The following is a 24456-nucleotide window of genomic DNA, read 5'->3' as shown; positions in this document are numbered from 1 at the left end:
GATGAGCACCTCGGCCGTCCTCCTCGACATCGGCGACGACCGCGTCGAGGGGGAGGTGCAACTGCCCGTCGACCGTCTCGCCGTGGCCGTGCACCGCGATCTCACCCGCGAGAGCGTGCTCGGCGCCGACCGGACCTTCCTGAAGGAGTACACGGCCGGGCACATCAGCGCCGTCGGCGAGGACGACCGGCCCTGGGCCGTCACCCTCGGCACGGGAGCGGTCCGTACGGTCGACGGGACGCCGCACCTCGTCTACCCACTGGAGATCCGTCCGCCCGACGGGCGGATCACCGACTTCGACCTGCGCTACGACGTCGTCGTCGAGGAGCTGCTGACCCACAACGTCATCGTCACCGTCCGCCACGACTTCAACCGTGGCATCCTCAGGACCGACGACGCCCAGACCCTCGGGATCTTCGACTACACGACCAAGAGCCTCCGGGTACCGGCGGGTGAGGGCTCGTGGCTGCGGGGCTTCGCCACCACGGCGGGCCTGGGCATCGAGCACGTCGGCGAGGGTGCCGATCATCTGCTGTTCCTGCTCATGCTGCTCATCCCCGCCCCGCTGGTGGCCACCGGGGGCCGGTGGCACACCGCCCCGTCACCCCGGCGCGCCGCCCGCCGCGTCGTGCACGTCGTGACCGCGTTCGCCGTCGGTCATTCGCTCACGCTCGCGCTTGCGGCCACGGGAGTGATCGACCTGCCGACCCGGCCGGTCGAGACGCTGATCGCCTTCTCGATCGCGGTCTCCGCGGCCCATGCCGTGCGGCCGCTGGTGGCCCGTGGCGAGGTGATCGTCGCGAGCGGTTTCGGGCTCGTCCACGGGTTGGCCTTCGCCTCGCTCATCGGCGACCTCGGACTCGACCGCGGATCGCTGGTGACCACGCTGCTGGGCTTCAACCTGGGCATCGAACTGACCCAACTGCTCGTGGTCGCGCTGATGATGCCGTCGCTGCTCGTCATGGCCCGCACCACCCTCTACCCCGCGTTCCGCATCGGCGTGGCGGTGGTCGGCCTCGTGTTCTCGATCTCCTGGATGCTCGAACGTGCCACGCTGACGTCGTCCGACCCCTTCGAGGGCATCCAGACGTGGCTGGTCGGGCACCCGCTGCTCGTCGCCGTGACGGTCGCGGCGCTGGCCGCCGTCGCCCGACTCAAGGGAAATCGGCTCGGGGCGTCGGCGGAGCGGATGGCGGGGGGCGGCGCATGGCGTCCCAGTATCGGATTCGTGCCGACTACGACGCTCGCACGAGCGTCGTCCACCATGCGTACTCGCCTGCCATCGCTGACGCGGCGCTGCGGGCGGGACGCTTCGTCACGCCGTTCTCGTTCCACCGGATGACATGGATCAAGCCCTCGTTCCTGTGGCTGATGCACCGCAGCAACTGGGCCCGCAAAGCCGGTCAGGAGCGGGGTCTCGCGGTACGGCGCGCTGTTCGGGCCGGCCAGGCCCCCGTGCTCCATCACCAGCGTGCCGGCGGGCAGACCGGGTTGCGGTCGAGGACGCGTTCGTAGACGTCCAGGAGGACGCGGACCGCCCGGTCGCCATTCGCCCTCGGGGGGTGACAGCGGCCCGCTGCAGGTCGTGCACCACGGTGCGCGAACTCACCAGGCCCGTCAAGGCCGTTCGGGGCCGGGGACACGGCGGTCATCGTCTTCTCCCTTCGCCGGCTCGGGAACTACTCCGTCACCGCGTACAGGTTGCCGTCCCCGGTGCCGACGTAGACCACCCGTCGGCCACCGCGGGCGACGAGGACACGATGCTGCCGGTGGGGAACTTCCAGCGTTGTTTGCCGCTGGCGGTGTCCACCGCGTACAGAGCGCCGTCGTTGCTGCCGACGCAGACCACTCCGTCGGCCACCGTCGGCGACGTAAGCCGACGATCGCGGACGGCGAACTTCCAGCGTTGTTCACCGGTGGCGGTGTCCACCGCGTACAGAGCGCCGTCACCGCTGCCGACGCAGACCACCCCGTCGGCCACCGCCGACGATGAGTACACCGCGTCGCCGGTGGGGAACTTCCACCGCTGCCTGCCGGTGGCGGAGTCCACCGCGTACAGATTGCCGTCCGGGCTCCCGGCGTAGACCACCCCGTCGGCGACGGCCGGAGACGAGAGCGTCTTCTTGCCGGTGGGGAACTTCCAGCGTTGTTCACCGGTGGCGGAGTCCACCGCGTACAGAGCGCCGTCGTCGCCGCCGACGTAGACCGCCTCCTCGGCCACCGCCGGCGAGGTGTGGGTGGTGAGGCGGGCCGGGAACTTCCACCGTTGCCTGCCGGTGGCGGTGTCCACCGCGTACAGAGCGCCGTCACCGCTGCCGACGCAGACCACTCCCGCGGCCACAGCCGCCACCGTGTGCACGGCGTCGCCGGTGGGGAACTTCCACCGGCGCTTGCCCGTGACGGCGTCCACCGCGTGCAGGGTGCCGTCCGCGCCGCCGATGTAGACCACTCCCGCAGCCACAGCCGGCGACAAGCTGTCGGCGCTGCCGGTGGAGGACTTCCACCGCTGCTTTCCGGTGGCGGTGTCCACCGCGTACAGGTCGCCACGAACGTTGATGTACACCGCCCCGGCGGCGACGGCAGGCGACGCGTGCACGCCGAGGCTGGTGTGGAACTTCCAACGTTGCTTGCCGGACGGGGCGGTGAGTGTGGGGTCCGAGTCGGGTTCCGCGGACGAGGAGCCGCCGTCACCGCTCTTCCAGCCGGCGTAGCCGAGTCCCGCGACGGTGGCGCCTCCGAGGCCGAGCAGGGCCCGTCTTCGGGTGATCCCCGCAGGGCGTCCCGCGGCGTTCGCGGGCGATCGGGGCGGGAGCCGCTCGCCGCGCGGCGGGAGGACGAAGCCGCCCCGCGCCCTCAGCCGGGTCGATGCCGGGCGGACTGACGGGCCGGCACCGCGATCTGCGGGCACCGGGTCCGCCGGTACCGGGTCCGCCGGCGCCGAGACCGTGGGCCCCGGGGCGCTGGGCACCGGGTCCGTGGGCGGGGGCTCGGACGTCGCGGGCAATGCGGGTGGTGGCGCCTGGCGCCGGGGCGCGGTGACGGTGCGCGCGTGCACGGTCGCGGCGACCGGTTCGGGGAGCCAGCCGGGCTGGGTGGGGGTGCGGGCGACGGGCCGCTCGTCGCCCGCGGCCTCGGCCAGTTGGTGCAGCAGGGCGGCCACGGTGGGCCGCTGTTCGGGGGCCTTGGCCAGGCATCGGGCCACCACGGCCCGCAGGGCGGGCGGGAGTTGACGCAGGTCGGGCTCTTCGTACACGACGCGGAAACTCAGGGCGTGGGCCGCGCCCGTCCCGAACGGCCCGGCCCCGGTGGCGGTGAAGGCCAGCACCGCCCCCAGTGAGAAGACATCACTGGCCGGTCCGACGGGCTTGCCGGTCAGCTGCTCGGGGGACATGAACCCCGGCGTGCCCACCACCATGCCGGTCCGGGTCAGCGCGCTGGCCTCGCCGGCCACCGAGATCCCGAAATCGATCACCCGCGGGCCGTCCGCCGCGAGCAGGATGTTCGACGGCTTGAGGTCCCTGTGCACCACGTCCGCCGCGTGGATCGCCTCCAGCGCCTCGGCCAGCCCCGCCCCGAGCGCCAGCACCGGACCCTCGGGCCACGGCCCGTGCGCCGCCACCGCGTCGCCCAACGGAACCCCCGGCACGTACGCCGTCGCCAGCCACGCCGGCGCCCCTTCCGGATCGGCGTCGACCACACCCGCGGTGAACACCCCGTTGACCCGGCGGGCGGCGGCCACCTCTCGAGCGAACCGGCGGCGGAAGTCACCGTCCTCGGCCAGTTCCGCACGCACCACCTTGACCGCCACCGCCCGCCCACCCGGCGAACGCCCCAGGTACACCCGCCCCATCCCGCCCGCGCCCAGCCGCGCCACGATCCGGTACCGCCCCACCTGCTCCGGATCCCCCGCCTCCAGCGCCTCGAACGCCTCCACCGCGAAGCCCCCCTGACTTGCTGTCACCCGGCGCGCCGGGCAGCCGCCCTCGAAGATCCCACATCATCCCCGGCACACCCTTCCTTCGCACTACCGTTCGCCCGATAGCGCCGGAAAAGGGGGCCCCGTCCGGGTCGGACTCAGTGGTCGGGCATGGGGCGGACCGTGAGGATCTGCTGTGCGTGTCCGACCGGGCCGTTGATGTCGTGCAGGACGGTGCTGGTGAGGCCCTGGCCGGTGGGGCCGAACGTGACCGTGGTGTCCAGGCCGGTCCAGTGGCCTTCGGGCCTTCGATGGAGGTGGACGGTGAGGTCGACGTTGGGGAACATCCAGGCGGTGGGCGGCTGTCGTACGGCGATGCCGTTGGCGGTGTCGACGAGGGCGATGTGGGACGCGGCAGGGCTGCTGCGCTCGCCGGCGACGAGGCCGAGGCGAGTGGAGACCCAGGCGGTCGTTCGGCCCGGCTGGGGCGGTGCGAGCGGGCGGACGTCCAGAGAGGCGATGTACCCGCCGGGCCACACCTGCGTCATCGGCCACGGGGTGAGCACCTCGGGAGGGGTGAGCGGGGCGTCGGGGCCGCCGGCGACGGTGGAGGTGTCGAGGCCGGCGAGGTACCAGGCGCGGGCCAGGACCACTGGGCGGTCGGCTATGAGCATCACGGCTTCGATCAGCTCGATGGTGCGGCCGGGGCGGATGGTCTCCACCCGGATCTCGCACTCGTCGAGGGCGAGACGGCCCAGGATGTCGTAGCTGATCCGGGCCAGGACCAGGCCCGTGTCCGGCCGCGCGGCCCGATGACGGTCGATGGCGTGGACGACGAGACCGCCGAGCGGGCTGAAGTGCTGTTCGTCCGGGTCCCAGGCCCCGCCCGCGTGGGTCGTCGGCTTGTAGTGGTGCTCGTCGATGCGCACGTAGTAGCTGTCGGGGACCGGGGTGCCGGTGTTCAACGGACGTTTCTCCTCGGGCTGATCGCAGGGCTGATCACAGGGCTGATCACAGGGTGTTGAGCAGGACGACGTAGAGAGCGGTGCCGACGCCCACGCTCAGGATCGTGCGGCGGCCGAAGGCCAGATGGACGCCGACGGTGACGGCGACCGCGAGCAGTGCGTATCCCGCTCCGTACGGGTCGGTCGTGATGGTGCCGCGCAGGGCTGTCACGGTGAGGATCGCGAGGATGCCGACCGGCATCCACACCGACAGCCGCTGCACGATCACCGAGCCGCGCAGGGTGCGCAGTACCGCGAACGGCAGGGCGCGCAGGGCGAGGGTGATGGTGAAGACGATCGCCAGGACGGCGATGAGGTACGAGGTGCTAGGCATCGGCGGCCTCCTCGGCGGGGCGGGTGGCGGTGAGCGCGTGGCGCACCAGGAGCAGGCCGACGAACAGCAGCAACGCGGTGAACAACGCGAGGCCCGGGGTCAGTACGAGCGCGACCGCGGCGGCGGCGCCGGCGAGCAGGACCGAGGGGAGTTCACGACGGGAGCGGAAGGCGTCCAGGGTGAGCACGGTGAACAGGGCGCACAGGGCGAACTCCAGCCCCTTGACCGGCGCGGGCAGCACGGCGCCGAGTGCGACACCGACCAGGCCGCCGCCGACCCAGTAGGTCTCGCAGGCGAGCTGCATCGCCAGCAGCCGGGGCGCCGAGCGTTCCGCCTCGGGCAGGGAGGCGTTGACGGCGTACGCCTCGTCGATCATCGCGTAGACCGCGTACGCCTTCGCGACCGGGTGCCTGACCAGGTGCAGGGGGAAGGAGAAGGCGTAGAAGACGTGGCGGAAGTTGACCACGAGGACGGTCAGTGCGACGGCGGCCAGTGGGGTGACGGTGGCCATCATGCCCACCAGCAGCAGTTCCAGGGAGCCGGCGAACGCGGCCAGGGACAGGGCGGGAGCCAGCCACCAGGGCAGGCCGGCCTGAATGATCAGCAGGCCCAGGGCGATGCCCAGGGGGAAGATCCCGAGGCCGGCGGAGAAGGAGTCGCGGACTCCGGCGGCGATCTGTCGGCGCCTGCCGGTCGGAGCCGGAGGGGCTTTCGCTGTGCGGGGGAGGACGTACTGCATCTGTTTATCGTCGCGGAAAACGCACGACATATGGTTGCAAAGATTGCTCACCGAACCACCCAGGGTGCAATCTTCTGTCATGGATGCGATCGATCTGGCAATCATTGCCGAGTTGGAGCGGGACGGGCGGCTGACCAATGTCGAGTTGGCACAGCGGGTCGGCCTCACGACCGGGCCGTGCCTGCGGCGTGTCCAGCGGCTGGAGGCCGACGGCGTCATCCGCGGTTACCGGGCCGTCGTCGACCCCGCGGCCGTGAACCGCTCTTTCGAGGTGCTCCTCGACCTCAGCCTCGAAGCCCAGGACTCGGACACGGTGGAACACTTCGAACAGACCCTGGCGCAGGCCGAGGAAGTCCTCGAGCTGAGAAGACTGTTCGGCAGTCCGGACTATTTCGTACGCGTCGCCGTCGCCGACCTGGCCGCCTACGAGAGCTTCCTCAGCCGTCATGTCATGACCATCCCGCGGATCAAGAACATCACCTCGCACTTCACGATGAAGACGGTGAAGACGGCCTGACGACCGGAGAAGGTGAGCGCAATGTCCCTTGCCCCCGACCCCGCGAACCCTCCGGGGACCAGCCGCAGCACATCGGCGACGATCCAACCGAACATCCTGACCTATCTCGTCACGGTCGCCGACGAGCGCGGCATCGATCTGCGACCTCAGCTCGAGCGGGTCGGGCTGGACGAGACGGTCATGCGTTCCGCCGCGCTGAGGGTGTCGTACCGGCAGGGCAGCGCCGTGATCCGTCGTGCACTGGAGCTCACCGGGGACGAACACCTGGGGCTGAAGGTCGGAGCGGCACAGCACCTGACCGCCTGGGGCCTGCTCGGCTTCGCCCTGATGGCCGACGACACCCTGCGGCACGCCATCGAGACGGGAGTGAGGTACCAGAACCTGTCCGGGGCGATGGTGGTGTGGTCGGCCGGCATCGGCGAGGAGGACGGGGCCTTCGTGCTGCGCGCCGACCTCCCGGATCCGGCCACGGACCCGGCGGTCGCCGGCTTCCTGATCGAGGAGGCACTCGCCTCCGTGGTCACCGTGTCCCGGCTGGCCGTCGGTCCGGCCTTCGCGCCCAGAGTGGTGGAGTTCGCCTGTCCTCCACCGCGCCGCAGCGACCCGTACGGTGCCGTGTTCGACTGCCCGGTCCGCTTCGGCGCCCCGGCCAACCGCATGGTCATCGACCCGGTCTGGGCCCGTGCCCGGATGCCCGGCCGGGATCCGGTGACCTACGCGTCGACTCTGGAGCTGCTCGACGCGCAGCTGGCCGCCCGCCGCGGCCAGCAGGATCTGCTGGAGGTACTGGAGATCTCCGTCGCCCAGAGCCTTCCGGTGATCCCCTCGTTCGCCGAGCAGGCACGGCGACACGCGACGAGCGAGCGGACGCTCCGCCGCCGGCTGGCCGGCTGCGGCACGACGTACGAGGCGCTCGTCGAGGGAGTACGCCGGGAACGCGTCGAACAGCTGCTGCTCCGCCCGGAACTGACGCTGCGCGACATCGCCCGCCGGGCGGGATTCTCCGACGAACGCGCCCTGCGCCGCGCGGTACGCCGCTGGCACGGCACCTCCCCGGTCCATCTGCGCGAGCGGATGCGTGCGGACCGCCTCTGAGGCCCGCCTGGAGACCGGGGTCAGCGGGTGCGGATCCAGACCGTCTTCTCCCGGGTCCACTGGTCGAAGGCGTTGGTGGACTTCTCCACGCCACCGAATCCGGACTGCTTCCAGCCGCCGAAGGGGGTGGTGATGTCGCCCTCGCTGTAGGCGTTCACGGAGATCACCCCGGCCTCGATGCCGCGGGCGAGCCGGAATGCGGCATCGAGGTCACGGGTCCACACGGACGCGGCAAGTCCGTACTCGGTGGCGTTGGCCATCCGTACCGCCTGGTCCTCCGTGGTGAAGGTCTGGACGGTGACGACCGGCCCGAACAGCTCTTTGGTGAGGACGTCGCTGCCGGCGGGGGCGCGGGTGATCACGGTGGGCGGGTAGTAGGCGCCGTACGGAGGCAGACCGTGGGGCAGTCCCCCGGTGTGGATCCGGGCGCCGCCGGCCCGGGCGGCGTCCACGGCTGCCGCGACCCGGTCGAAGGCGGCGCGGTCGATGAGCGGCCCCAGCTGCGTGCGCGGGTCGGCCGGATCGCCGATCACGAGCCGTCGCGCCGCCTCCGTGAACCGGTCCAGGACCTCGTCGGCGATGCTCTGGTGGACCAGGACGCGCGAGCCGGCGGTGCAGTTCTGCCCCGTCGTCAGGAACGCGGCCTCGATCATGTCGCCGATGAGCTCGTCGCCGTAGACGAGCGCGTCGGCCATCAGCACCTGGGGATTCTTGCCGCCCATCTCCAGTGAGACGCGTTTGAAGTTGCTGTCGGCCGCGTCCTTGAGGATGCGGCGGCCGGTCGCGGTGGACCCGGTGAAGGAGAGCGCCCCCACGAGGGGGTCACGGGCGAGGGCCGCCCCGGCTTCGAAGCCGTACCCGGGCAGCACGGTGAGCACCCCGTCCGGCAGACCGGCCTCGGCCGCGAGCGCGGCCAGGTGCAGGGCCGAGCGCGGGGTCGCCTCGGCGGGCTTGACCAGCAGGCAGTTGCCGGCGGCCAGGGCGGGCCCGACCTTCCACGCGGTCATGGCCAGCGGATAGTTCCACGGCAGGACCGCCGCCACCACCCCGACCGGCTCGCGGCTCATGAGCCCCAGTCCTTCGGGCCCGCCCGGCGCGATGCGGCCGAAGACCTTGTCGGCCGCCTCGGCGAACCAGCGGACCGACTCGATCGCGCCCGGTACGTCGCCCGTACGGCACTCGGTGATCGGCTTGCCCGCGTCCTCGCTGTCCAGCCGGGCCAGGATCTCGGCGTCGCGTTCCATCAGGCCGGCCAGCCGCAGCAACACGGCGGCGCGTTCCCGGACCGGCAGCCGCGACCACACCCCGGCGTCGAAGACCTGCCGGGCCCGCTCGGCGGCCTTGGCGACGTCGTCGGCGCTCGCGGCGGGCAGCGTGGTGATCGGCTCCCCGGTGGCGGGGTTGACGACCCGCAGCGTCTCGTACGTGGTCATGCTTCCTCCACCAGCTCCCAGCGTCCGTCGGTACGGCGGGCCAGTCCGCGTTGCCGGAGTTCCTCCAGATAGCGGGCCATGCCGCGATCACCGCGCTTGCGGAACAGCGGGAGGATCCCGGGCAGCAGGTTCGGTACGAGCATCGCGAGCCGCACGAGGCGGGACTCGCCGGGGCGCGGGTACGCCTCCAGGCGGGGCCTGTCGAGCAGGCTCACCACGGCCGCGACGACGTCGGCGGGCCGCTGGGGCCGATCCTGGAACTGCAGGGAGTTGCCACCGTCCACGGCCTCCTGGCGCAGCATCCGGGTGTCGGTCGCCGACGGAAGCACCGCCCCGGCGAGAATCCCCTTGCTCCGCAGGTCGAGGCCGATCGCCAGCATCGCGCCGCGCAGCCCGAACTTCGAGGCCGTGTAGATCGGAGTCTCGCCCAGCGGGAAGATCCCGCCGAGGGAGACGGTGGTGACCACCCGGGCATCCCGGGAGGCCTTCAGCAAGGGGATCGCGATCCTGGTCGCGACCAGCGGGGAGGTCAGGTTGAGGGTGATCTCCCGCTCGATGCTCTCGACGCTGCGCACGTCGAACCGTTCCGCGCTGGTCATGCCCACGTTGTTGACCAGCACGTCGAGGCGGCCGTAGGAGTCGGCGACCAGCTCGAACAGCCGCTCCACCCGGGCGCGGTCCGTCAGGTCGCAGCCCACACCCGTGTGCCCGGCGCCCGGAAGCTCCGCGGCCACCCTCCCGGCACGGGTCTCGTCGATGTCGACGACCACGCAGCGGGCACCGCCCTCGGCGAACCGGCGGCACAGGGCGCTGCCGATGCCGCCCGCACCGCCGGTCACCAGCATGACCTTGTCGGAGAAGTCGAACCCGCTCACGCCGCCGCCTCCGTGCTCCGCAGGGACCGTACGTGCGGCGGCCGGCCCTCGGTACGCCAGCCCATCTCGCCCGCGACCTTGCCCAGGTACTTCACGAAGGCGCCGCTGTCGACATAGCCGGTGTGGCGGGGCGAGTCGACGAACCTGATGCCGCCGGACAGGTCCGGACGGTCGGCGCGGATCATGCGGGCGAACCGCTCCGCGTTCGGCAGCCGGTGCCGGACGTCGTGGAGATACCCGGCGATCAGCTGTGCCTGGGTGTCGAAGAGCTGGTACGCGCCGGAGTTGGTCTCGACGAAGCCGATGCCGAACAGGCCCTCGTGCTCGCGGGAGAACGACGACAGATACAGGTCCGGGTGCTGCTCGTCGCCGAAGTACTTCTGCGCGACCGGCACCTTGTGGACGTAGCCCGTGGCCAGCAGGATGAGATCGAAGTCGTCGCTCGTGCCGTCGGTGAAGTGCACGGTCCTGCCCGCCGTGCGGGCGATCCCGGGCCTGGCGGTGATGTCGCCGTGCTGGAGGTGGTGGATCAGCATCGAGTTGACGGCCGGGTGGGTCTCGAACAGCTTGTGGTCCGGCTTCTGCAGGCCGAGGCGCGTCGGATCACCGTTGAGGAGCCGCAGGAGGGCGCCGAAGACCCGCTGTTCCAGCCACATCGGCAGCTTCGGGCCGCCGACGGCGATGGTGTCCACGGGCCGGCCGAACAGGTGCTTGGGGATGAACCAGTAACCGCGCCGCATGCTGATCACCGCGTGGTCCGCGCTCCGCGCCGCATCGCACGCGATGTCGCACCCGGAGTTCCCCGCACCCACGACCAGGACCCGCTTGCCCCGCAGCTCCTCCGCGCCGCGATAGCCGACGGTGTGCCGGACCTCGCCGCTGAACTCTCCCGGCAGTTCGGGGATGCTGGGGTGCCACTGCGACCCCGTACACACCACGACCTGCCCGTGCACGCTCTCCCTGCCGTCGGAGCGGGTGACCGTCCAGGTGCCGTCCGCGTTCTTCTCGACCCTCTCCACCTCGACGCCGAACTCGATGCGCTCGGTCAGCCCGTACGCCTCGGCGAAGGACGTCAGATACGACAGGATCTGCCGGTGCGGCGGGTAGTCCGCGAAGTGGTCGGGCATCGGGAAACCGCCGAATCCCGACAGGGTCCTGCTGGAGATGAAATGGGCCGATTCGTACATCGGGCTGCCGGGATTGTCGATGTCCCAGATCCCGCCGGGCCCGGTGTGCCGCTCGAGGTGCGTGTACGGCAGATTCCGCTCCGCCAGAGCCCTGGCGACCGCCAGCCCGGCAGGTCCCGCCCCGATCACACACGTGTCCAACTGGTCCAACTGGCTTTCCTTCACGGGCCTGCCTCCTCGTTCACCCCGCTTCACGGGCGGGTGTGGGAGGAAACGTATGCAACCGCCGTTCCCCGTGAACTGACCCGCGCGGCCACGGACCGGACCTCAGCGGCCGCGCTTGTCCGGGGAGTGGGCCTAGGCTGTGGTCAGGGCCCAGCAACAGGGGAAACAAGGGATCATGGCGATGGGGGACAAGCCCAAGTCCGGACGGCCCCGGCCGTCGATGGCGGATGTCGCCCGTCACGCCGGCGTCGCGCCGCAGACGGTCTCGCGTGTGTCCAACGGCCACAGCAACGTCGACCCGGCGACCAGGCAGCGGGTCGTGGAGTCGATGCGGGCGCTGGGCTACCGGCCGAACGGAGCCGCACGCGCGCTCAAGAGCGGGCGGTTCAACACGATCGGTGTCATCACCTTCACGCTCAGGACGTTCGGCAATACGCGCACGCTCGACGCCATAGCCGAGGAAGCCGCACGCGCCAAGTACGCCGTCACCCTCATCCCCGTCTCGGACCCGACCATGGGCAGGGTCTCCGGTGCCTACGACCGGCTCAGCGAGGCAGCCGTCGACGGAGTGATCCTCGTCTTCGAGGCGCATCTCCTGGACAATGCGGAGTTCAGCCTCCCACCAGGGGTTCCGATGGTGGTGGTCGACTCCGACACCGGCCCGGGCTACACCGTGGTGGACACCGATCAGGCACAGGGCGCTCGTCAGGCCACGGAGCACCTGCTGGAACTCGGCCACCGGCAGGTGTGGCACATCGCCGGACCCCCTACGTCGTTCTCCGCAACCCATCGGGTCGAGTCCTGGCGGCGCACCCTGGAGGATGCCGGCATCGTCCCGCCCCCGGTGCTGTACGGCGACTGGACCACCCGATCCGGATACCGGCACGGGTTGACCCTGGGGCGGAGGCCGGAGGTCACGGCGATCTTCGCCGCGAACGACCATATGGCGCTCGGTGTCATGCGGGCCCTGCACGAGCTCGGCCGCCGGATTCCCGAGGAGGTCAGCGTGGTGGGGTTCGACGACATGGAGGAGGCCCATGCCTTCTGGCCGCCGCTGACCACCGTGCGGCAGGACTTCGCCGCGGTCGGCCGGCTCAGTCTTCAGAAGCTGCTGAGCAAGATCGGTCACTCTGGGCCTGAAGTGATCGACAAGACCCTGGTCCCGACCCGGCTGGTGGTCCGCGCGAGCACGGGAGCGCCGCCGCCCTCGCCGCAGGGCGAGGCTCGGCGGCGCTGACCCTCACGGGCCCGGTGCCGTCAGCTCCTGGTCCACTGCTGGTTGCTGCCTCCGTTGCAGTACCAGACATCGACCGACGTGCCGTTGCCGGTGCCCGCTCCGGCCGCGTCCAGGCAGAGCTCCGGGTTCGCGACGCTGGTCACGGTGAGGTCCGCGTTCACGTTCCACTGTTGTGCCGCCGCACCGGTGCAGTCGGAGATCACCACGGGATCTCCCGCCGTGGCTCCGGTGCCTCCCACCGTCATGCACTTGTTGCCGTAGACGGTGAGTTCTTTCTCCGCGTTCCAGTTCCAGGACTGGTTGCCGCCGTCGTTGCAGTCCCAGAGGTCGAGCTGGGTGTTGTTGGTCGTACTGAAGCCGGGGACGTCGACGCAGCGGCCCGAGCCCACTCCGCGCAGGACCTCGCCGGGAGGAGCGGCCGGCAGGTCGTTCTCGGGCGAGGTCGTGCCGAAGCCGTAGCCCCAGCGCAGCTGCGCGACCCCGCTGGTGCTGTTGTCCACCAGGTTGCCCTCGGAGTCCAGCGACTCGATCGAGTAGGCGTCGCCGAACCTCAGCCCGGGCCAGTACACCAGGCCCATCCCCTTGCTCCGGGCGGTGTTGGTCACGGCCGCGAGATACGAGGTGTAGATGTTGCCGTTCCACGCGCCGTAGTTCAGACCGATGGTCATCGGGGCGCCTGCCTCGTCGATGACGGTCCGGCCGGCGTAGTCGCCGATGCGGGCTTCGAGGTCGGCGACCCAGTCCGCCTGCTGGGTGTGGCTGGCCCAGAAGCCGTAGAAGTGCAGCGACAGCAGCGTGCCCTTCAGCGCGCGTGCCGCGCCGACGCCGGTGACGTTGTCGTTGTAGCCGGTACCGCTGATCACGACGCGGCCGCGCGGAACGTCCTTGTGCTGGGCCAGCCAGCCACTGGTGACGGACACCCACTCGTCCAGGGTGTAGCCGTGCGGCTCGTTCATCGGCTCGAAGTAGACCCGCGGGTTGTTCTTGTACTCCCGCACCACGGTGTTCCACATGGTCTTCCAGGCGGCCGTGTCGTCGACCAGCCCATCCTTGCTGGTGTTGGCCTCCCAGTAGCTGACGATGACCTTGTCGCCGTAGGCCGTGGCCGCGTCTATCGTCGCCCGGTACGACTTCCACCAGGTGGTGCCCACGGTCGCGGGGTTGATCGGCAGTCGCAGCGTGTTGGCGCCCAGGTTCTTCTTGAAGCCGCGCACCATGCGATTCGTGGTGCGGTACACGGTGCGGTAGTCGTCGGTCACCGACAGCCCGCTGGGCACCACGGCGTCGCTCGCGTAGTTGTCCCGCGGGTCCGCCCAGTTCACCCCGCGGAAGTCGCTGGTACCGCCCTTCGGCGCGTACGGGGCGGCTGACGCCGCGGCGGACGACTGGGCGAGGGCGGGGGTGGGAGCGGTCAGGAACATGAGAGCCGCGCCGAAGCCGGCCGTGATCACACCGGCCAGTTTTCTCGACCTCGTCAGGGTCTTGGTCATGTCGTCTCCAGTGACGGGAATCGCGGAGGGCGAAGTGCGGACTGCGGGTTCGTCACCTGAGCCGAGCCACTGATGATCCAGGGGCCGAATACAGACGCCCAGAACCACGTAAACCGGCCATGGTTACGTAACCATGGCCGGACACTGGCACGACGCCCGCACCGGTGACAAGACCCGTGACGGCTCCGAAGCGCGACGGCCCCCGCAGCTGCCGACGACGATCAGGCTCTGCGAAGGATTCGATTTGCTCCCGCCGCGGCCGTCGTGGCGAGAATCCATCCCGCACTGACCAGGACGACCACCGTCCATTGCATGGCGCCTTGCGCGTTGAACGCACGCTCCTGCCCGAAGTCGATCAAAGGAAGCAGCAGGTCGAGCGTGTACGCAGCCGGCTGGAAGTCGCGTGGGGTGCCTTCACCAGCGGGCGCGGGCGGCCACGTGGAAAACATCGCAGTGCCGACGGTGAAGAATACGGCGAGCAGCAGCACCGCACGCAGCGGCCGGTAGCCGTAGCCGACTGTGGCGTCCTGCAGGAAGCTCCAAGCCCGGGCCGGCCAGGCAAGGGTGGTGCGCATCCGGCGCTGTTTGGTCAGCAGCACGGTACGGGCGTCGGCGTCCCGGCCGTGGCGCTGGTAGTTGGCGGCCAGTTGCTCGTAGGGCTGCGGTGTGAAGCCCGTCGGATTCCGGTCGAGCCAGGACAGCCTCTGACGGCCCGGAAGCGTGGGATCGATGCTGTCGTAGACGAGGCCCTCGAGCATCAGCGAGTTCGGCCACTTGGCCGGATCGTCCCGCAGCACGCCGACCCGCATGTGACTGAAGTCGACGATTCCCGCCGGCGCCTCGCGGAGGTTGAACTCCAACTCGGATGCCGTGGAACCCCGGCACATCAACGTGTGCTCTCCAGCTGGTACATCGAACAAGGCGTCCTTGAAGCAGAGCCTGCCTCGTACGGTAATGCTGTTGAGCGAGATGCGACCGTGTGCCGTCAGGCCGTCGCAGCACTTGAACTCGGCGCCCACCTCGATGCCATTGGCCCGCAGGGACGGCCCGGTGAGGCCGGTCAGATCCGCACCTTCGAGGAGGACGGATCCGCCGATTCTGGCATCCCGAAGGTCAACCGTGCCCTGCGACACGAATCCGTCACGGCAGTTGACGTCACCGCCGACGTGCAGGCGGTGGGCCTTCAGCGCCGTCCCGGCCGGATGGTGCAGCCGGGCCCGCCTCAGGACCACGGTTCCCCGCACCGTGGTGTCCCTGAGATCGACGCACCCGCGTGCGACGAGTCCCGAACCTGCCTGTATGTCGCCTCCGACGGTGGCACACAGCAGTTGCAGGGCCGGCTCTCCCCTTCCCTCGCCCGTGCCCGTCAGGGTGCTGTCCTCCATGTGCAGTGTTCCGCCGATCGAGGCTCCGTACAGGTTGATCCCCCCGTCGTTCGAGAACCCTCGGTCCAGATAGAGACCGCCACCCACGGTGAGTTCAGGCGCCTGGAGATAGGCTCGGCCGCCCTGGATCGAGGAGCCCCGGAAGCCGAGGGTGTCCTGCACGCGAGAACTGTTGAGGTAGATCGGCCCGATACAGACCAGTTCGGTCGCCGAGAAGTGTTCCTCGACGGCAAGCGACTGTGCGTCGACGGCCGCCTTGTCCTCGGGGGCGTTCACCGTGGATCGGTCGAGCAACAGGCGGGTGCCGACGGTCAACGAGCGGAGGTCCAGGGTGCCGTCGAGCACACAACCCACTATTTCGCACTCCTGGCCCACCCGCGCCCCGACCGCGGTCAGTCCTGGTAAGGCACAGTCCGTCAGCTCCAGCGCACTGAACTGACCGCCGTCAAAGCGGGGCGGCTCGTCGAAGCGGCAGGACCGAAGGCGTATCGCACCCTGGACAACCGCCTCGGACAGATCCAACATTCCGGTGATGTGCGCGCCACGGAGCCTGAGCCGGGCCAGTCTCCCCGGCATGGGGCGGGGCTCGGCGACCAGCAGCCATCGCAAGGTTTCGGCATGGACCACGGGTACGTCGTCGCACCACTCACCACGCCGGTACGCCTCCCAGACGCGACATTCATCCCCTCCCCAGCCATCCGGCGGGTCGTCGTCCGACACCCTGCTGTCCCCCTCCCCCAGCGGCAGCAAAAGCACGGCATTGCTACCCGACCAGTGCCGAGATCACGCATGGCCACCTGGACCCCACCCCCGCCGGTGCACGAGAACATCAAGTGGCAGATCGTCGCAGGCGACGAACGCTGCACCCGCATGTTGTTCCGGGAGTCCCACAACTCCGCCCGCGCCGCCCGCCGTAGCGTCTCCGAGGCGGGCGATGGCGACATGGAAGACGGCCTGTGGTGGGCCGCCCAGACACTGGGGCTCGTCCACGAGATCGCCGGCTGCGCGGAGGTCATCGACCGGATCTGGTCGACGCCGACGACCTGTCCCGCACTTCCCATGTCGGCCACGGCGGCTCGTTCGGTGGTGGTGGCCGGGCTATTCGGCGGTGGCGAGGATGTCGGCCAGTGCCGCGACGGCCTGTTCGGCGTCGGGGCCTTCGGCACGCACGGTCACGGTGCTTCCCGCGGTGGCGCCCAGGCCCATGACCGACAGGACACCCGTTGGGTTGACGGTCCGGCCGGCGTGTTCGAGTTGAATGGCGCTGGTGAATTCCGCTGCGGCGCGGGCGAGTTGGGCCGCGGGTCGGGCGTGCAGGTTGGCGGGCAGGACTACGGCGACTTCGTGGCCGGCCGTGGTCGTCGTGCTGGAGTCAGAGCTTGAGGACATTGCGGGCCTCCTTGGCGGCGTCAGCGACGGTCTTGAGGTCGGCGCCGGATGCGGCGGTGACGGCGGCGGCGACGGCTCCCTCGACAAAGGGGGCGTCGACGATGGTCACGTCGGGACGGGGATGGTCTTCCAGGACGGTGCGGGCAGTCAGGACGGAGCTGCCGAGGTCGGGAAGGACGATGACGCCGCCCCCACGGTCAGCGTCCTTGATCGCGTTGAGAACGAGGTCGTAGCTGGTGCCGATCCGGCCGTCGTCGGTTCCTCCGGCGATGGCGAGGGGGACGTCCTGCGAGCCGATCTGCTCCACCAGCAGGCGAAGCCCTGCAGCGAGCTCGGCACTGTGGGACACAAGTACGATGCCAACGGGTACGTTCATGAACGGATACATTAAATCTAGGAACGCCGTTCATCAATACTGAACTCTCAGGAAATTCTTCTGACGTCGCAGTCTTGCGCACCAGCTCAGCCCTGTCCCAGCACGACTGACAGCACTCGTCGCCGAACCTCTTGACAGGGACGAAACACGGACTTAATTTCTCGGAACATCGTTCATCAATGGTGAACAAGTGATCCGGATGCCGTCGGCCTTCCGGTTTCCCCTCGAGCCGGCCGCCGGGTTGCCCAACCCTGACCACCTGGCGGCCCCCTCCCTTCACAGCCCGCTCATGCGGAGGAGGTGAGGCGCCCGATGCAACGTGGCACGGGCGCCGGACTATGGAAGAGAACACCTACCCACAGAAGCTTCTCGCCGAGATGCTGGGCACCGCAGTGCTGGTGTTCATCGGCGTCGGTTCGGTCCCCGCCACGCTCATCGTCGGCGGCGACGCCCCGTTCACCATGGCGCAGCTGGGAATGATCTCGCTCGCGTTCGCCACCGCGGTCATCGCGATGGTCTACGCGATCGGCCACATCTCCGGCTGTCAGATCAACCCGGCCATCACCCTCGCCCTGGCCGCCACGAAGAACATGCCCTGGCGGGACGTCCCCGGCTACATCGCGGCCCAGGTGGCCGGAGCGGTGCTGGGCTCGCTCGCGATCGTCGGGGTGCTGGGCAAGAAGGCGGTCGACGTCGGCCTCGGTATCGCCGCCTACGGCACCGGTGTCGGCGCCGGTCAGGCCTTCTTCGCCGAGGCGATCGGCACGTTCCTCCTCGCGTTCGTCGTGTTCGGCGCGATCGACCGGCGTGCGCCCGGCGGCTTCGCGGGCCTGGCCATCGGACTGGGCGTCTTCGCGATCATCCTTCCGGTGGCGCCGGCCACCTCGGCGTCCATCAACCCCGCCCGGACACTCGGCCCCATGATCACGGGCGAGCTGTTCGGAGGCACCGTCCACTGGAACCAGCTGCCGGTCTACCTGGCCGCCGAGATCATCGGCGCGGTAGCCGCCGGCCTTCTCTACACCGCCCTCAACGCCCACCGCAAGGCAGTCGCCGCAACCCCCGCCGAGTCTCAGGCGGTCGCGCCCGCCACGGCCGAAGGAGCCCTGTCGTGAAGAAGTTCATCAACGCCCCGGAGGCGGTCCTCGGTGACGCCCTGGCCGGTATCGCCGCCGCCCACCCCGGCCTGACGGTCGACACGGAGAACAAGGTGATCACCCGCGCGGGCGGCACCCGGGCGGGCAAGGTGGCCCTGCTGTCCGGTGGCGGTTCCGGGCACGAGCCCCTGCACGGCGGTTTCGTGGGACTGGGCATGCTGGACGCGGCCTGCCCCGGTGAGGTGTTCACCTCGCCCGTCCCCGGTCAGATGCTCACCGCGGCCCAGGCCGTCGACGGCGGCGCGGGCGTGGTGTTCATCGTGAAGAACTACACCGGTGACGTCCTCAACTTCCAGATGGCCGCGGAACTCGCCGCCGAGGAAGGCGTCGGTGTGGAGACCGTCCTGGTCGACGACGACGTCGCCGTCCAGGACTCCACCTACACCGCCGGCCGCCGCGGCACCGGGGCCACCGTCTTCGTCGAGAAGATCGCCGGAGCCCTCGCCGAGCAGGGCGCCGACCTCGCCGCCGTCGCCGAGATGGCCAAACGGGTCAACGCCGCCTCCCGGTCCTTCGCCGTGGCACTGACCGCCTGCACCACCCCCGCCGCGGGCAAGCCCGGCTTCGACCTGCCCGAGGACGAGATGGAGGTCGGCGTCGGCATCCACGGCGAACCCGGCCGCCGCAGGGAGAAGCTCCGCACCGCCAAGGAGATCGTGGCCACCGCCCTCGACGCGATCCTCGCCGACCAGCCCCTGGCCGCCGGGGAAGAGACCATCGTCATGGTCAACGGCCTGGGCGGCACCCCGCTCATCGAGCTGTACGTGGTGTTCAACGAGGTGGCCTCCGTGCTCGCCGCGAAGAACGTGACCATCGCCCGCAGCCTGGTGGGCAACTACGTGACCAGCCTGGACATGGCGGGCGTCTCCATCACGGTGTGCAAGGCCGATGCCGACATGCTCGCCCTGTGGGACGCGCCCGTGAACACCCCCGCCCTGCGCTGGGGCGCCTGAACCGAGCCGGGGCGGGCCCCGCGACACGCGAGGGCCGGGCCAGAGCCCTCCCCGCCGGCCGCTCTCCCCGGACCGCACCCTTCCGCATCCAGCGGTCCCGCCCCGGCTCATCCCCCCGTGAACCTGCCACGCAAGCCATGAACGGAGACCCCGTGGACATCGACCTCGCCCGCGCGTGGGTGCAGGCCATCGCCGCCGCCGTGGACCAGCACAAGGACCACCTCACCCAGCTCGACTCGGCCATTGGCGACGCCGACCACGGCGTCAACATGCACCGAGGCCTCTCCGCCGTCACCACAGCCCTGGACGGCATCGAACCGGACACCGTCGGAGCCCTGCTGGTCAAGGTGGGCACCACCCTCATCTCCAGCGTCGGGGGCGCCTCCGGCCCGCTGTACGGGGGTGCCTTCCGCGCCATCGGCAAGATGCTGGATGCCCCCAAGGCCACGCCCCAGGAATTCGCCGCCGCACTCGCCGCCGGCCTGGAAAGCATCCAGAAACTCGGCGCGGCCTCGCCGGGCGACAAGACGATGATCGACGCCTACACGCCCGCGCTGGCCGCCTTCCAGCAGCAGGCCGCTGCCGGTGCCGATCTCACCGCGGCCGCCCTGGGCGCAGCGGACGCCGCCGAGGACGGCATGCGCGCCACCACCCCGCTGCAGGCGCGCAAGGGCCGCGCCTCCTACCTCGGCGCCCGCAGTATCGGTCACCCCGACCCCGGTGCCGCCTCCACCGCCCTGATCTTCCGCGCCCTCGCCGACACGGCGGCGGCCCGATGACCGACCGCCTCGCCTACGAAGGGCGCACCGCCACCAGGCAGTCGAGCGAGCCGGCGAAGGCCGGCCGGTGGCCGTCCGTCGCCGTGAGGCAGGCCATCGACGCCTACGCCGGAGTCATCGCCGCCCTGGATGACCCGACCTCGCCGACCGTGCGGCCGACGTCCGGCAGGTCGGCCGCCGTGTCCTGGCCCACCCGTACGGCGACAGCGGCCCCGCACCCGACCAGCCCCTCGTTCTGGTTGCCCAGGAGATCGGCGCGGCAGACCTGCTGGAACCCGGCCAGACCGTGACCGGCGCCATCTCCGTCGCCGGCGGCCCGAACTCCCACGCCGCGATCGTCGCCCGTTCCCAGGGCATCCCACTCCTGCTCGCCGTCGACCCGGAGCTGCTCGAGTTGCCCGACGGACAGGAAGTCCTCCTCGATACCGCCCGGGCCGTCGCCGTCGTCCAACCCGACGACGACGAACGCGCCACCGCGCTGCATGCCATCGAGGCTGCCCGGGTCCGCCGGCTCGCGCTCGCGCAAGAGCGCCACCTGCCGGCCCGGACGCTGGACGAGCACGACGTCGTACCGCGGGCCAACGTGGCCACGCCGCCCGAGGCCCGGGCGGCCCTGACCGCAGACACACGATAAGGGTGTAGATCGCGAGGCGGGGCCGACGCCGACGGCGTCGGCCTGCTCCGCACGGAACTGCCCTTCCTCAACCACGCCGACTGGCCGACCCGCAACCAGCACGCGGCCGCCCTCGTCCCCGTCCTGCGCGCACTCGCCGGGCAGACCGCCACCGTCCGGACCCTCGACTTCGCCGACGACAAGGTGAAGGGAGTGTCGGCGTCCTCGCGGGCGGCCGCCTCCAAAGCGTCGGTGGCGGGCGCGAGGGCGTCCACGAGGGTGCGGTCTCCGACCTTTGCTCTGCCCACCCGGTGGATGGCGGCAAGGCTGGACTTCGCTGCGTCGGCCACAGCCAGAGCCCCCGGCGCCTCGCCGTCGGACCAGGACACGGTGGCCAAATGCTGGAAGAAGAGTCCGAAGATCGGGCCACTGCTGCCGCCGACGTCGTTGAGGAAGGCCTCGGCCAGGGCGGCCACGCCGTCGGTGCCCGCTTGATTGAGCTTGACCGCCCGGCGCACGCCGCCGGCCAGGATGTCGCCGAAGTCGCCGACGCCGACGAACCGGTCGGGGGCGGTGAGGTTGTCATGGGCTTGGGAGACGATCGCCGCGTAACGGTCGATAACGGCTCGGCTGACCGTGGCCTCGCTCACCACGATGTTCGTGACATCGGGACGGGCCTGAAGCCACTGGGCGAGATACGAGTGACAGGTTCATACGGTCGGTCACGGATTCGCGGCGGTGTTGGCCAGGGCGCGAAAGATCAGGGCGGTCGAAGTGGCCCCCGGGTCCTGGTGGCCGACGCTGCGGGCGCCGAGGTAGGAGGCGCGACCCTTGCGCGCCTGCAAGGGAGTGGTGGCGCGCATACCCTCTTCGGCGGCGTCGGCGGCAGCCGCTGCCGCCGCGGCGAAGTCAGTTCCCTGACGGGCCCGTTCATCGAAGGCGGCGACGGCAGGCGCGTACGCATCGATCATGGTCTTGTCACCAGGGGAAGCCGTGCCGAGTTTCTGGATGCTCTCCAGACCAGCGGCGAGAGCCGCGGCAAACGCCTGCGGGGCGGCGGAAGGGACATCCAGGGCCTGGCCCAGAGCACGGAACGCGCCCCCGTACAACGGTCCCGAGGCACCCCCGATGGTGGAGATGAGGGTGGTGCCGGTCCTGGTGAAGACGGCTCCGACCGTGTCTGGGGTGAGGTCCGCCACGACAGCGGCAGCGGCGGTGAATCCGCGGTCCAGGTTGGTCCCGTGGTCGGCATCACCGATCGCCGAGTCGAGCTGGGTGAGGTGATCCTTGTGCCGGCCCACGGCGGCGGCGATGGCCTGCACCCACGCACGGGCGAGGTCGATGTCCATGGGGGTCTCCGTTCGATGATCGGTGCCTACGGGGTCGGTGGTGGGGAGGGTCGTGGCGGGGCGCGGTTCACACGGCCGCATCGCCTGGTCCGCGCCTCATGCAGAGCCCCGCCCCGGCTGCGCCACGGTGAACGGGGCGTCGCCGCCGCTGGTCGCGGCCGCAGGGACGGACCCCACGCCCATGAACACCAGCACGGCACTCCCTGGAAACCGGGCGGTCCGCCCTCCTGGCAATGTTCATCATTGATGAACATTGTTCCGGAAGCTAAGCCCACGTTTCGCGCCTGTCAAGAGGTCGGTGCAGCGGTCGGCCGTACGCCGCGGCGCCAGGGACGGCGTCTCGCGCGGCAGCGGGGTCAGGTGCCCGCGGCGAACGCGCCCCGACGCGGGGCGCCCAGGTCGCGGGAGAGATTGCGGGCGGTCTCCCGGACCGCGACGGCCAGTTCCTGCAGCACCGGTTCGCCCAGCATGCGCTCGACCGGGCCGATGACGCCGATGGCACCCACCACCTGGCCGGAGCGGTCGAAGACCGGCGAGGCGATCCCCGCGTCCCCGATGGCCGACTCCTGGTCCTCGACGGCATAACCCGCCTTGAAGACGTCCTGCAGGTGCCGGTCCAGTTCCTCCCGGTCGGTCATGCTGGCGCCGGTGAGCACGGTCAGCTCCCCGGCGAGAAGGCGGTCGCGTTCATCCGCCGGCAGCGAGGCCGCGATGGCCTTGCCCAGGGCGCAGGTGTTCCACGGGATGCTCGCGCCCACCTCGAGGATCTGCACCGCCCCCTCGGGGCGGAAGGCGTGGTGGACGATCAGCACGTGATCGCCGGTGAGGACCCCCACCCACACGGCTTCCCTGGTCCGGTTGGCCAGGGCATCCGCCCAGGTCAACGACCGCGTCCGCAGTTCCTGGGTGTCCAGATAGGCGTTGCCCAGCTGCACCAGGTTCGGCCCCAGCTGGTACTTCGAGCTGTCCCGGTCCTGCGAGACGAGTCCCTCGATCTCCAGCGTGCGCAGCAGTGCGTGCACCGTGGGCTTGGCGACACCCAGTCGGTCGGCCAGTTCCGTCACACCCAGCCGGGGCCCGCCGGAGGCGAGCTCTCGCAGGATCTGCACTGCCCGATGCACAGCCTGGACCATGGAAATCTCCGATTCAGTATTTCTGAACAGCATTCCGAGATTCAGCGGGACTGTTCATGAGTGCACACGTCGGCATCGTACTCGTGTCCCACAGTGCCGAGCTCGCCGCAGGTTTGCGCCTGCCGGTGCAGCAGATCGGCCCGGACGCCGTTCCCGTCGCCGCCGCGGGCGTACACGTGCCCGCCGGCACACACACCGGAAGCCGTCACCGCGGTGCGTCATCGCGCTCGCACCGTGCTCGCCGACTGGTGCGTGCCGGCGGGAACGAAGGACGAGGTTCTCCTGGTGTGTTCCAAGCAGAGTCACACAACCACGCCACAAAACCACAGATCAGCGCGCCCTCCCCCGCGGCTTCAGCGGTACCGAAGGCAGTTCCGGCGCCGGTAGCGGGGCGCCGCCGCAGGAGGCCGTGTTCGAAGGCGGGGTCGACAGGAAGGGTGACGTGCGGACCGGGGAGGTGGACCGGCTGTGGTGCGTGGTGCTGGAAGTCGCGGGGCGTCGCGGTGGACGTCCGGGAGGGCCACTCAGAGCTGGACGCCGTGCAGGACCGTGGTGCGCGGGGTGGAGACCTCCGAGTGGGCGATGCCGTGTCCGCCGGTCATGAGGTTGAGTTCGCCGGGGCGTACGAGGGCGTGGCTGCCGAGGCTGTCCCGGTGTTCGATCTCGCCGCTGAACAGCCGGCTCACCGCCTGCAGCCCGATGTGCGGATGCGGGGCGACGTCGGCGAAGCACCACGCCCCGATCAGGCTGCGCGTCCGCTGGGGCAGCGTGCGGCGTACGGTCATCGCCCGGGGACCGCCCAGCGGCACGTCCCGTGGGGTGAGGACCTCCACCTCGCTCACCTGCGCCACCTCTCGTTTCAGTGCTTGGATATTCAACTATGACTCGACGGATCTTCATCGACAAACAGAGCCCCAAGGCCTACCACGCGCTGGTCCAGACGTCCGAGGCCGTGCGGGCGACCGCCGCCGACGCCGGTCTGGAGCGCACCGTCGTGGAACTGGTCAACCTGCGTGTCTCGCAGCTCAACGGCTGTGCGTTCTGCCTGGACGTGCACACCAAGGCGGCGCTGCGCGGGGGCGAGGACACCCGGCGGCTCGGCGTCCTCGCCGCCTGGCGGGACACCGAGCTGTTCACTCCGGCGGAGCGCGCGGCCTTGGCGCTGGCGGAGGCGACCACGTTCCCCGCCGACGCCGCCGCGCAGGAGGCCGCGTACGCCGACGCCCGGCAGGTCCTCACCGAGGACCAGATCTCGGCGCTGATCTGGGTCGCGGTCACCATCAACGCCTTCAACCGGGTGTCCATCCTCAGCAAGCACCCCGTGCACTGA

22 protein-coding genes and 5 pseudogenes are annotated in these 24456 nt (G+C 70.4%); 12 read left to right on the top strand and 15 right to left on the bottom strand.

Features of this window, described 5'->3' with window-relative positions:
* Nucleotide 1: 1 nt before the first annotated feature.
* Nucleotides 2-961, top strand: a pseudogene (locus tag ACIRF9_RS42015) (HupE/UreJ family protein); the annotation flags it as partial.
* Nucleotides 962-1206: 245 nt separating this feature from the next.
* Nucleotides 1207-1428, top strand: a pseudogene (locus tag ACIRF9_RS42010) (DUF4291 family protein); the annotation flags it as partial.
* 259 nt (nucleotides 1429-1687) lie between these two features.
* Here ACIRF9_RS42010 and ACIRF9_RS42005 read toward each other — a convergent pair.
* From ACIRF9_RS42005 to ACIRF9_RS41990, 4 genes are all read right to left on the bottom strand, one after another.
* On the bottom strand, nucleotides 1688-3961 hold the full coding sequence (locus tag ACIRF9_RS42005) for a PQQ-binding-like beta-propeller repeat protein (protein ID WP_403833777.1): 2274 nt from the start codon (nucleotides 3959-3961) through the stop codon (nucleotides 1688-1690).
* Between the two features lie 113 nt (nucleotides 3962-4074).
* Nucleotides 4075-4881 carry a thioesterase family protein gene (locus ACIRF9_RS42000; protein WP_403833774.1) on the bottom strand — a complete coding sequence of 269 codons (807 nt, stop codon included), beginning with the start codon at nucleotides 4879-4881 and terminating at the stop codon, nucleotides 4075-4077.
* Between the two features lie 46 nt (nucleotides 4882-4927).
* The gene (locus tag ACIRF9_RS41995; RefSeq protein ID WP_403833772.1) at nucleotides 4928-5254 is read right to left on the bottom strand and encodes a branched-chain amino acid transporter permease; all 327 of its coding nucleotides are present in this window, start codon (nucleotides 5252-5254) and stop codon (nucleotides 4928-4930) included.
* Nucleotides 5247-5993, bottom strand: coding sequence for an AzlC family ABC transporter permease (locus ACIRF9_RS41990; RefSeq protein ID WP_403833769.1), 747 nt, complete (start codon nucleotides 5991-5993; stop codon nucleotides 5247-5249). The genes ACIRF9_RS41995 and ACIRF9_RS41990 overlap by 8 nt, the downstream gene beginning before the upstream one ends.
* A gap of 79 nt (nucleotides 5994-6072) precedes the next feature.
* Here ACIRF9_RS41990 and ACIRF9_RS41985 point away from each other — a divergent pair, with 79 nt between their 5' ends.
* Together ACIRF9_RS41985 and ACIRF9_RS41980 are read left to right on the top strand one after the other, a co-directional pair.
* Complete coding sequence (locus ACIRF9_RS41985) at nucleotides 6073-6510, top strand: Lrp/AsnC family transcriptional regulator (protein WP_403833767.1); 438 nt, start codon at nucleotides 6073-6075, stop codon at nucleotides 6508-6510.
* A 21-nt stretch (nucleotides 6511-6531) separates the two neighbouring features.
* Complete coding sequence (locus ACIRF9_RS41980; RefSeq protein WP_403833765.1) at nucleotides 6532-7605, top strand: AraC family transcriptional regulator; 1074 nt, start codon at nucleotides 6532-6534, stop codon at nucleotides 7603-7605.
* Between the two features lie 20 nt (nucleotides 7606-7625).
* Here ACIRF9_RS41980 and ACIRF9_RS41975 read toward each other — a convergent pair whose 3' ends face one another.
* From ACIRF9_RS41975 to ACIRF9_RS41965, 3 genes are read right to left on the bottom strand one after another with little or no spacing between them, the layout of a single operon-like run.
* Nucleotides 7626-9038: an aldehyde dehydrogenase family protein gene (locus ACIRF9_RS41975; RefSeq protein ID WP_403833763.1), complete on the bottom strand. Its 1413-nt coding sequence runs from the start codon at nucleotides 9036-9038 to the stop codon at nucleotides 7626-7628.
* Nucleotides 9035-9913: an SDR family NAD(P)-dependent oxidoreductase gene (locus ACIRF9_RS41970; RefSeq protein ID WP_403833761.1), complete on the bottom strand. Its 879-nt coding sequence runs from the start codon at nucleotides 9911-9913 to the stop codon at nucleotides 9035-9037. Before ACIRF9_RS41970 ends, ACIRF9_RS41975 begins: the two co-directional genes overlap by 4 nt.
* Nucleotides 9910-11265 carry a flavin-containing monooxygenase gene (locus ACIRF9_RS41965; protein ID WP_403833759.1) on the bottom strand — a complete coding sequence of 452 codons (1356 nt, stop codon included), beginning with the start codon at nucleotides 11263-11265 and terminating at the stop codon, nucleotides 9910-9912. The genes ACIRF9_RS41970 and ACIRF9_RS41965 overlap by 4 nt, the downstream gene beginning before the upstream one ends.
* Before the next feature lie 175 nt (nucleotides 11266-11440).
* Here ACIRF9_RS41965 and ACIRF9_RS41960 point away from each other — a divergent pair, with 175 nt between their 5' ends.
* Nucleotides 11441-12502, top strand: coding sequence for a LacI family DNA-binding transcriptional regulator (locus ACIRF9_RS41960; RefSeq protein WP_403833757.1), 1062 nt, complete (start codon nucleotides 11441-11443; stop codon nucleotides 12500-12502).
* A gap of 20 nt (nucleotides 12503-12522) precedes the next feature.
* On the opposite strand, the gene ACIRF9_RS41955 is transcribed toward ACIRF9_RS41960, so the two are convergent.
* The 4 genes from ACIRF9_RS41955 to dhaM form a co-directional block, all read right to left on the bottom strand.
* Nucleotides 12523-13992 (bottom strand): ricin-type beta-trefoil lectin domain protein, encoded by a 1470-nt coding sequence (locus ACIRF9_RS41955; RefSeq protein WP_403833755.1) that lies wholly within the window; start codon nucleotides 13990-13992, stop codon nucleotides 12523-12525.
* Between the two features lie 221 nt (nucleotides 13993-14213).
* Nucleotides 14214-16097 (bottom strand): hypothetical protein, encoded by a 1884-nt coding sequence (locus tag ACIRF9_RS41950; RefSeq protein WP_403833753.1) that lies wholly within the window; start codon nucleotides 16095-16097, stop codon nucleotides 14214-14216.
* 378 nt (nucleotides 16098-16475) lie between these two features.
* Nucleotides 16476-16766, bottom strand: a complete 291-nt coding sequence (locus tag ACIRF9_RS41945; RefSeq protein WP_403833750.1) for an HPr family phosphocarrier protein — start codon at nucleotides 16764-16766, stop codon at nucleotides 16476-16478.
* Nucleotides 16750-17142: a dihydroxyacetone kinase phosphoryl donor subunit DhaM gene (gene dhaM / locus ACIRF9_RS41940; RefSeq protein WP_403833748.1), complete on the bottom strand. Its 393-nt coding sequence runs from the start codon at nucleotides 17140-17142 to the stop codon at nucleotides 16750-16752. Before dhaM ends, ACIRF9_RS41945 begins: the two co-directional genes overlap by 17 nt.
* Before the next feature lie 338 nt (nucleotides 17143-17480).
* Between dhaM and ACIRF9_RS41935 the strand changes: the two genes are divergently transcribed.
* The 6 genes and pseudogenes from ACIRF9_RS41935 to ACIRF9_RS41910 form a co-directional block, all read left to right on the top strand.
* Complete coding sequence (locus tag ACIRF9_RS41935) at nucleotides 17481-18257, top strand: MIP/aquaporin family protein (RefSeq protein WP_403833745.1); 777 nt, start codon at nucleotides 17481-17483, stop codon at nucleotides 18255-18257.
* The gene (gene dhaK, locus ACIRF9_RS41930; RefSeq protein WP_403833742.1) at nucleotides 18254-19252 is read left to right on the top strand and encodes a dihydroxyacetone kinase subunit DhaK; all 999 of its coding nucleotides are present in this window, start codon (nucleotides 18254-18256) and stop codon (nucleotides 19250-19252) included. The genes ACIRF9_RS41935 and dhaK overlap by 4 nt, the downstream gene beginning before the upstream one ends.
* Before the next feature lie 137 nt (nucleotides 19253-19389).
* A complete protein-coding gene (gene dhaL, locus ACIRF9_RS41925) occupies nucleotides 19390-20031 on the top strand; it encodes a dihydroxyacetone kinase subunit DhaL (RefSeq protein WP_403833740.1) in 642 nt (213 codons plus the stop codon).
* Nucleotides 20028-20321 carry a hypothetical protein gene (locus ACIRF9_RS41920; RefSeq protein ID WP_403833906.1) on the top strand — a complete coding sequence of 98 codons (294 nt, stop codon included), beginning with the start codon at nucleotides 20028-20030 and terminating at the stop codon, nucleotides 20319-20321. Before dhaL (ACIRF9_RS41925) ends, ACIRF9_RS41920 begins: the two co-directional genes overlap by 4 nt.
* Nucleotides 20216-20665, top strand: a complete 450-nt coding sequence (locus ACIRF9_RS41915; RefSeq protein WP_403833896.1) for a PEP-utilizing enzyme — start codon at nucleotides 20216-20218, stop codon at nucleotides 20663-20665. The genes ACIRF9_RS41920 and ACIRF9_RS41915 overlap by 106 nt, the downstream gene beginning before the upstream one ends.
* 33 nt (nucleotides 20666-20698) lie before the next feature.
* Nucleotides 20699-20836 (top strand): annotated as a pseudogene (locus ACIRF9_RS41910) (putative PEP-binding protein); the annotation flags it as partial.
* Here ACIRF9_RS41910 and ACIRF9_RS41905 read toward each other — a convergent pair.
* The 4 genes and pseudogenes from ACIRF9_RS41905 to ACIRF9_RS41890 form a co-directional block, all read right to left on the bottom strand.
* Nucleotides 20836-21294, bottom strand: a pseudogene (locus ACIRF9_RS41905) (DAK2 domain-containing protein); the annotation flags it as partial. The pseudogenes ACIRF9_RS41910 and ACIRF9_RS41905 overlap by 1 nt on opposite strands.
* Before the next feature lie 72 nt (nucleotides 21295-21366).
* Nucleotides 21367-21993: a dihydroxyacetone kinase subunit DhaL gene (gene dhaL, locus ACIRF9_RS41900; protein WP_403833738.1), complete on the bottom strand. Its 627-nt coding sequence runs from the start codon at nucleotides 21991-21993 to the stop codon at nucleotides 21367-21369.
* Between the two features lie 356 nt (nucleotides 21994-22349).
* A complete protein-coding gene (locus tag ACIRF9_RS41895) occupies nucleotides 22350-23126 on the bottom strand; it encodes an IclR family transcriptional regulator (protein ID WP_403833736.1) in 777 nt (258 codons plus the stop codon).
* Between the two features lie 400 nt (nucleotides 23127-23526).
* Nucleotides 23527-23911 (bottom strand): annotated as a pseudogene (locus ACIRF9_RS41890) (pirin family protein); the annotation flags it as partial.
* Between the two features lie 95 nt (nucleotides 23912-24006).
* On the opposite strand from ACIRF9_RS41890, the gene ACIRF9_RS41885 reads away from it, so the two are divergent.
* A complete protein-coding gene (locus ACIRF9_RS41885) occupies nucleotides 24007-24456 on the top strand; it encodes a carboxymuconolactone decarboxylase family protein (RefSeq protein ID WP_403833733.1) in 450 nt (149 codons plus the stop codon).

The sequence above is a fragment of the Streptomyces sp. NPDC096132 genome, from assembly GCF_044763345.1.
Taxonomy (GTDB): domain Bacteria; phylum Actinomycetota; class Actinomycetes; order Streptomycetales; family Streptomycetaceae; genus Streptomyces.
The sequence above is the reverse complement of the archived record's forward strand: the minus strand, read 5'-3'. Positions and strand labels throughout refer to the sequence as shown.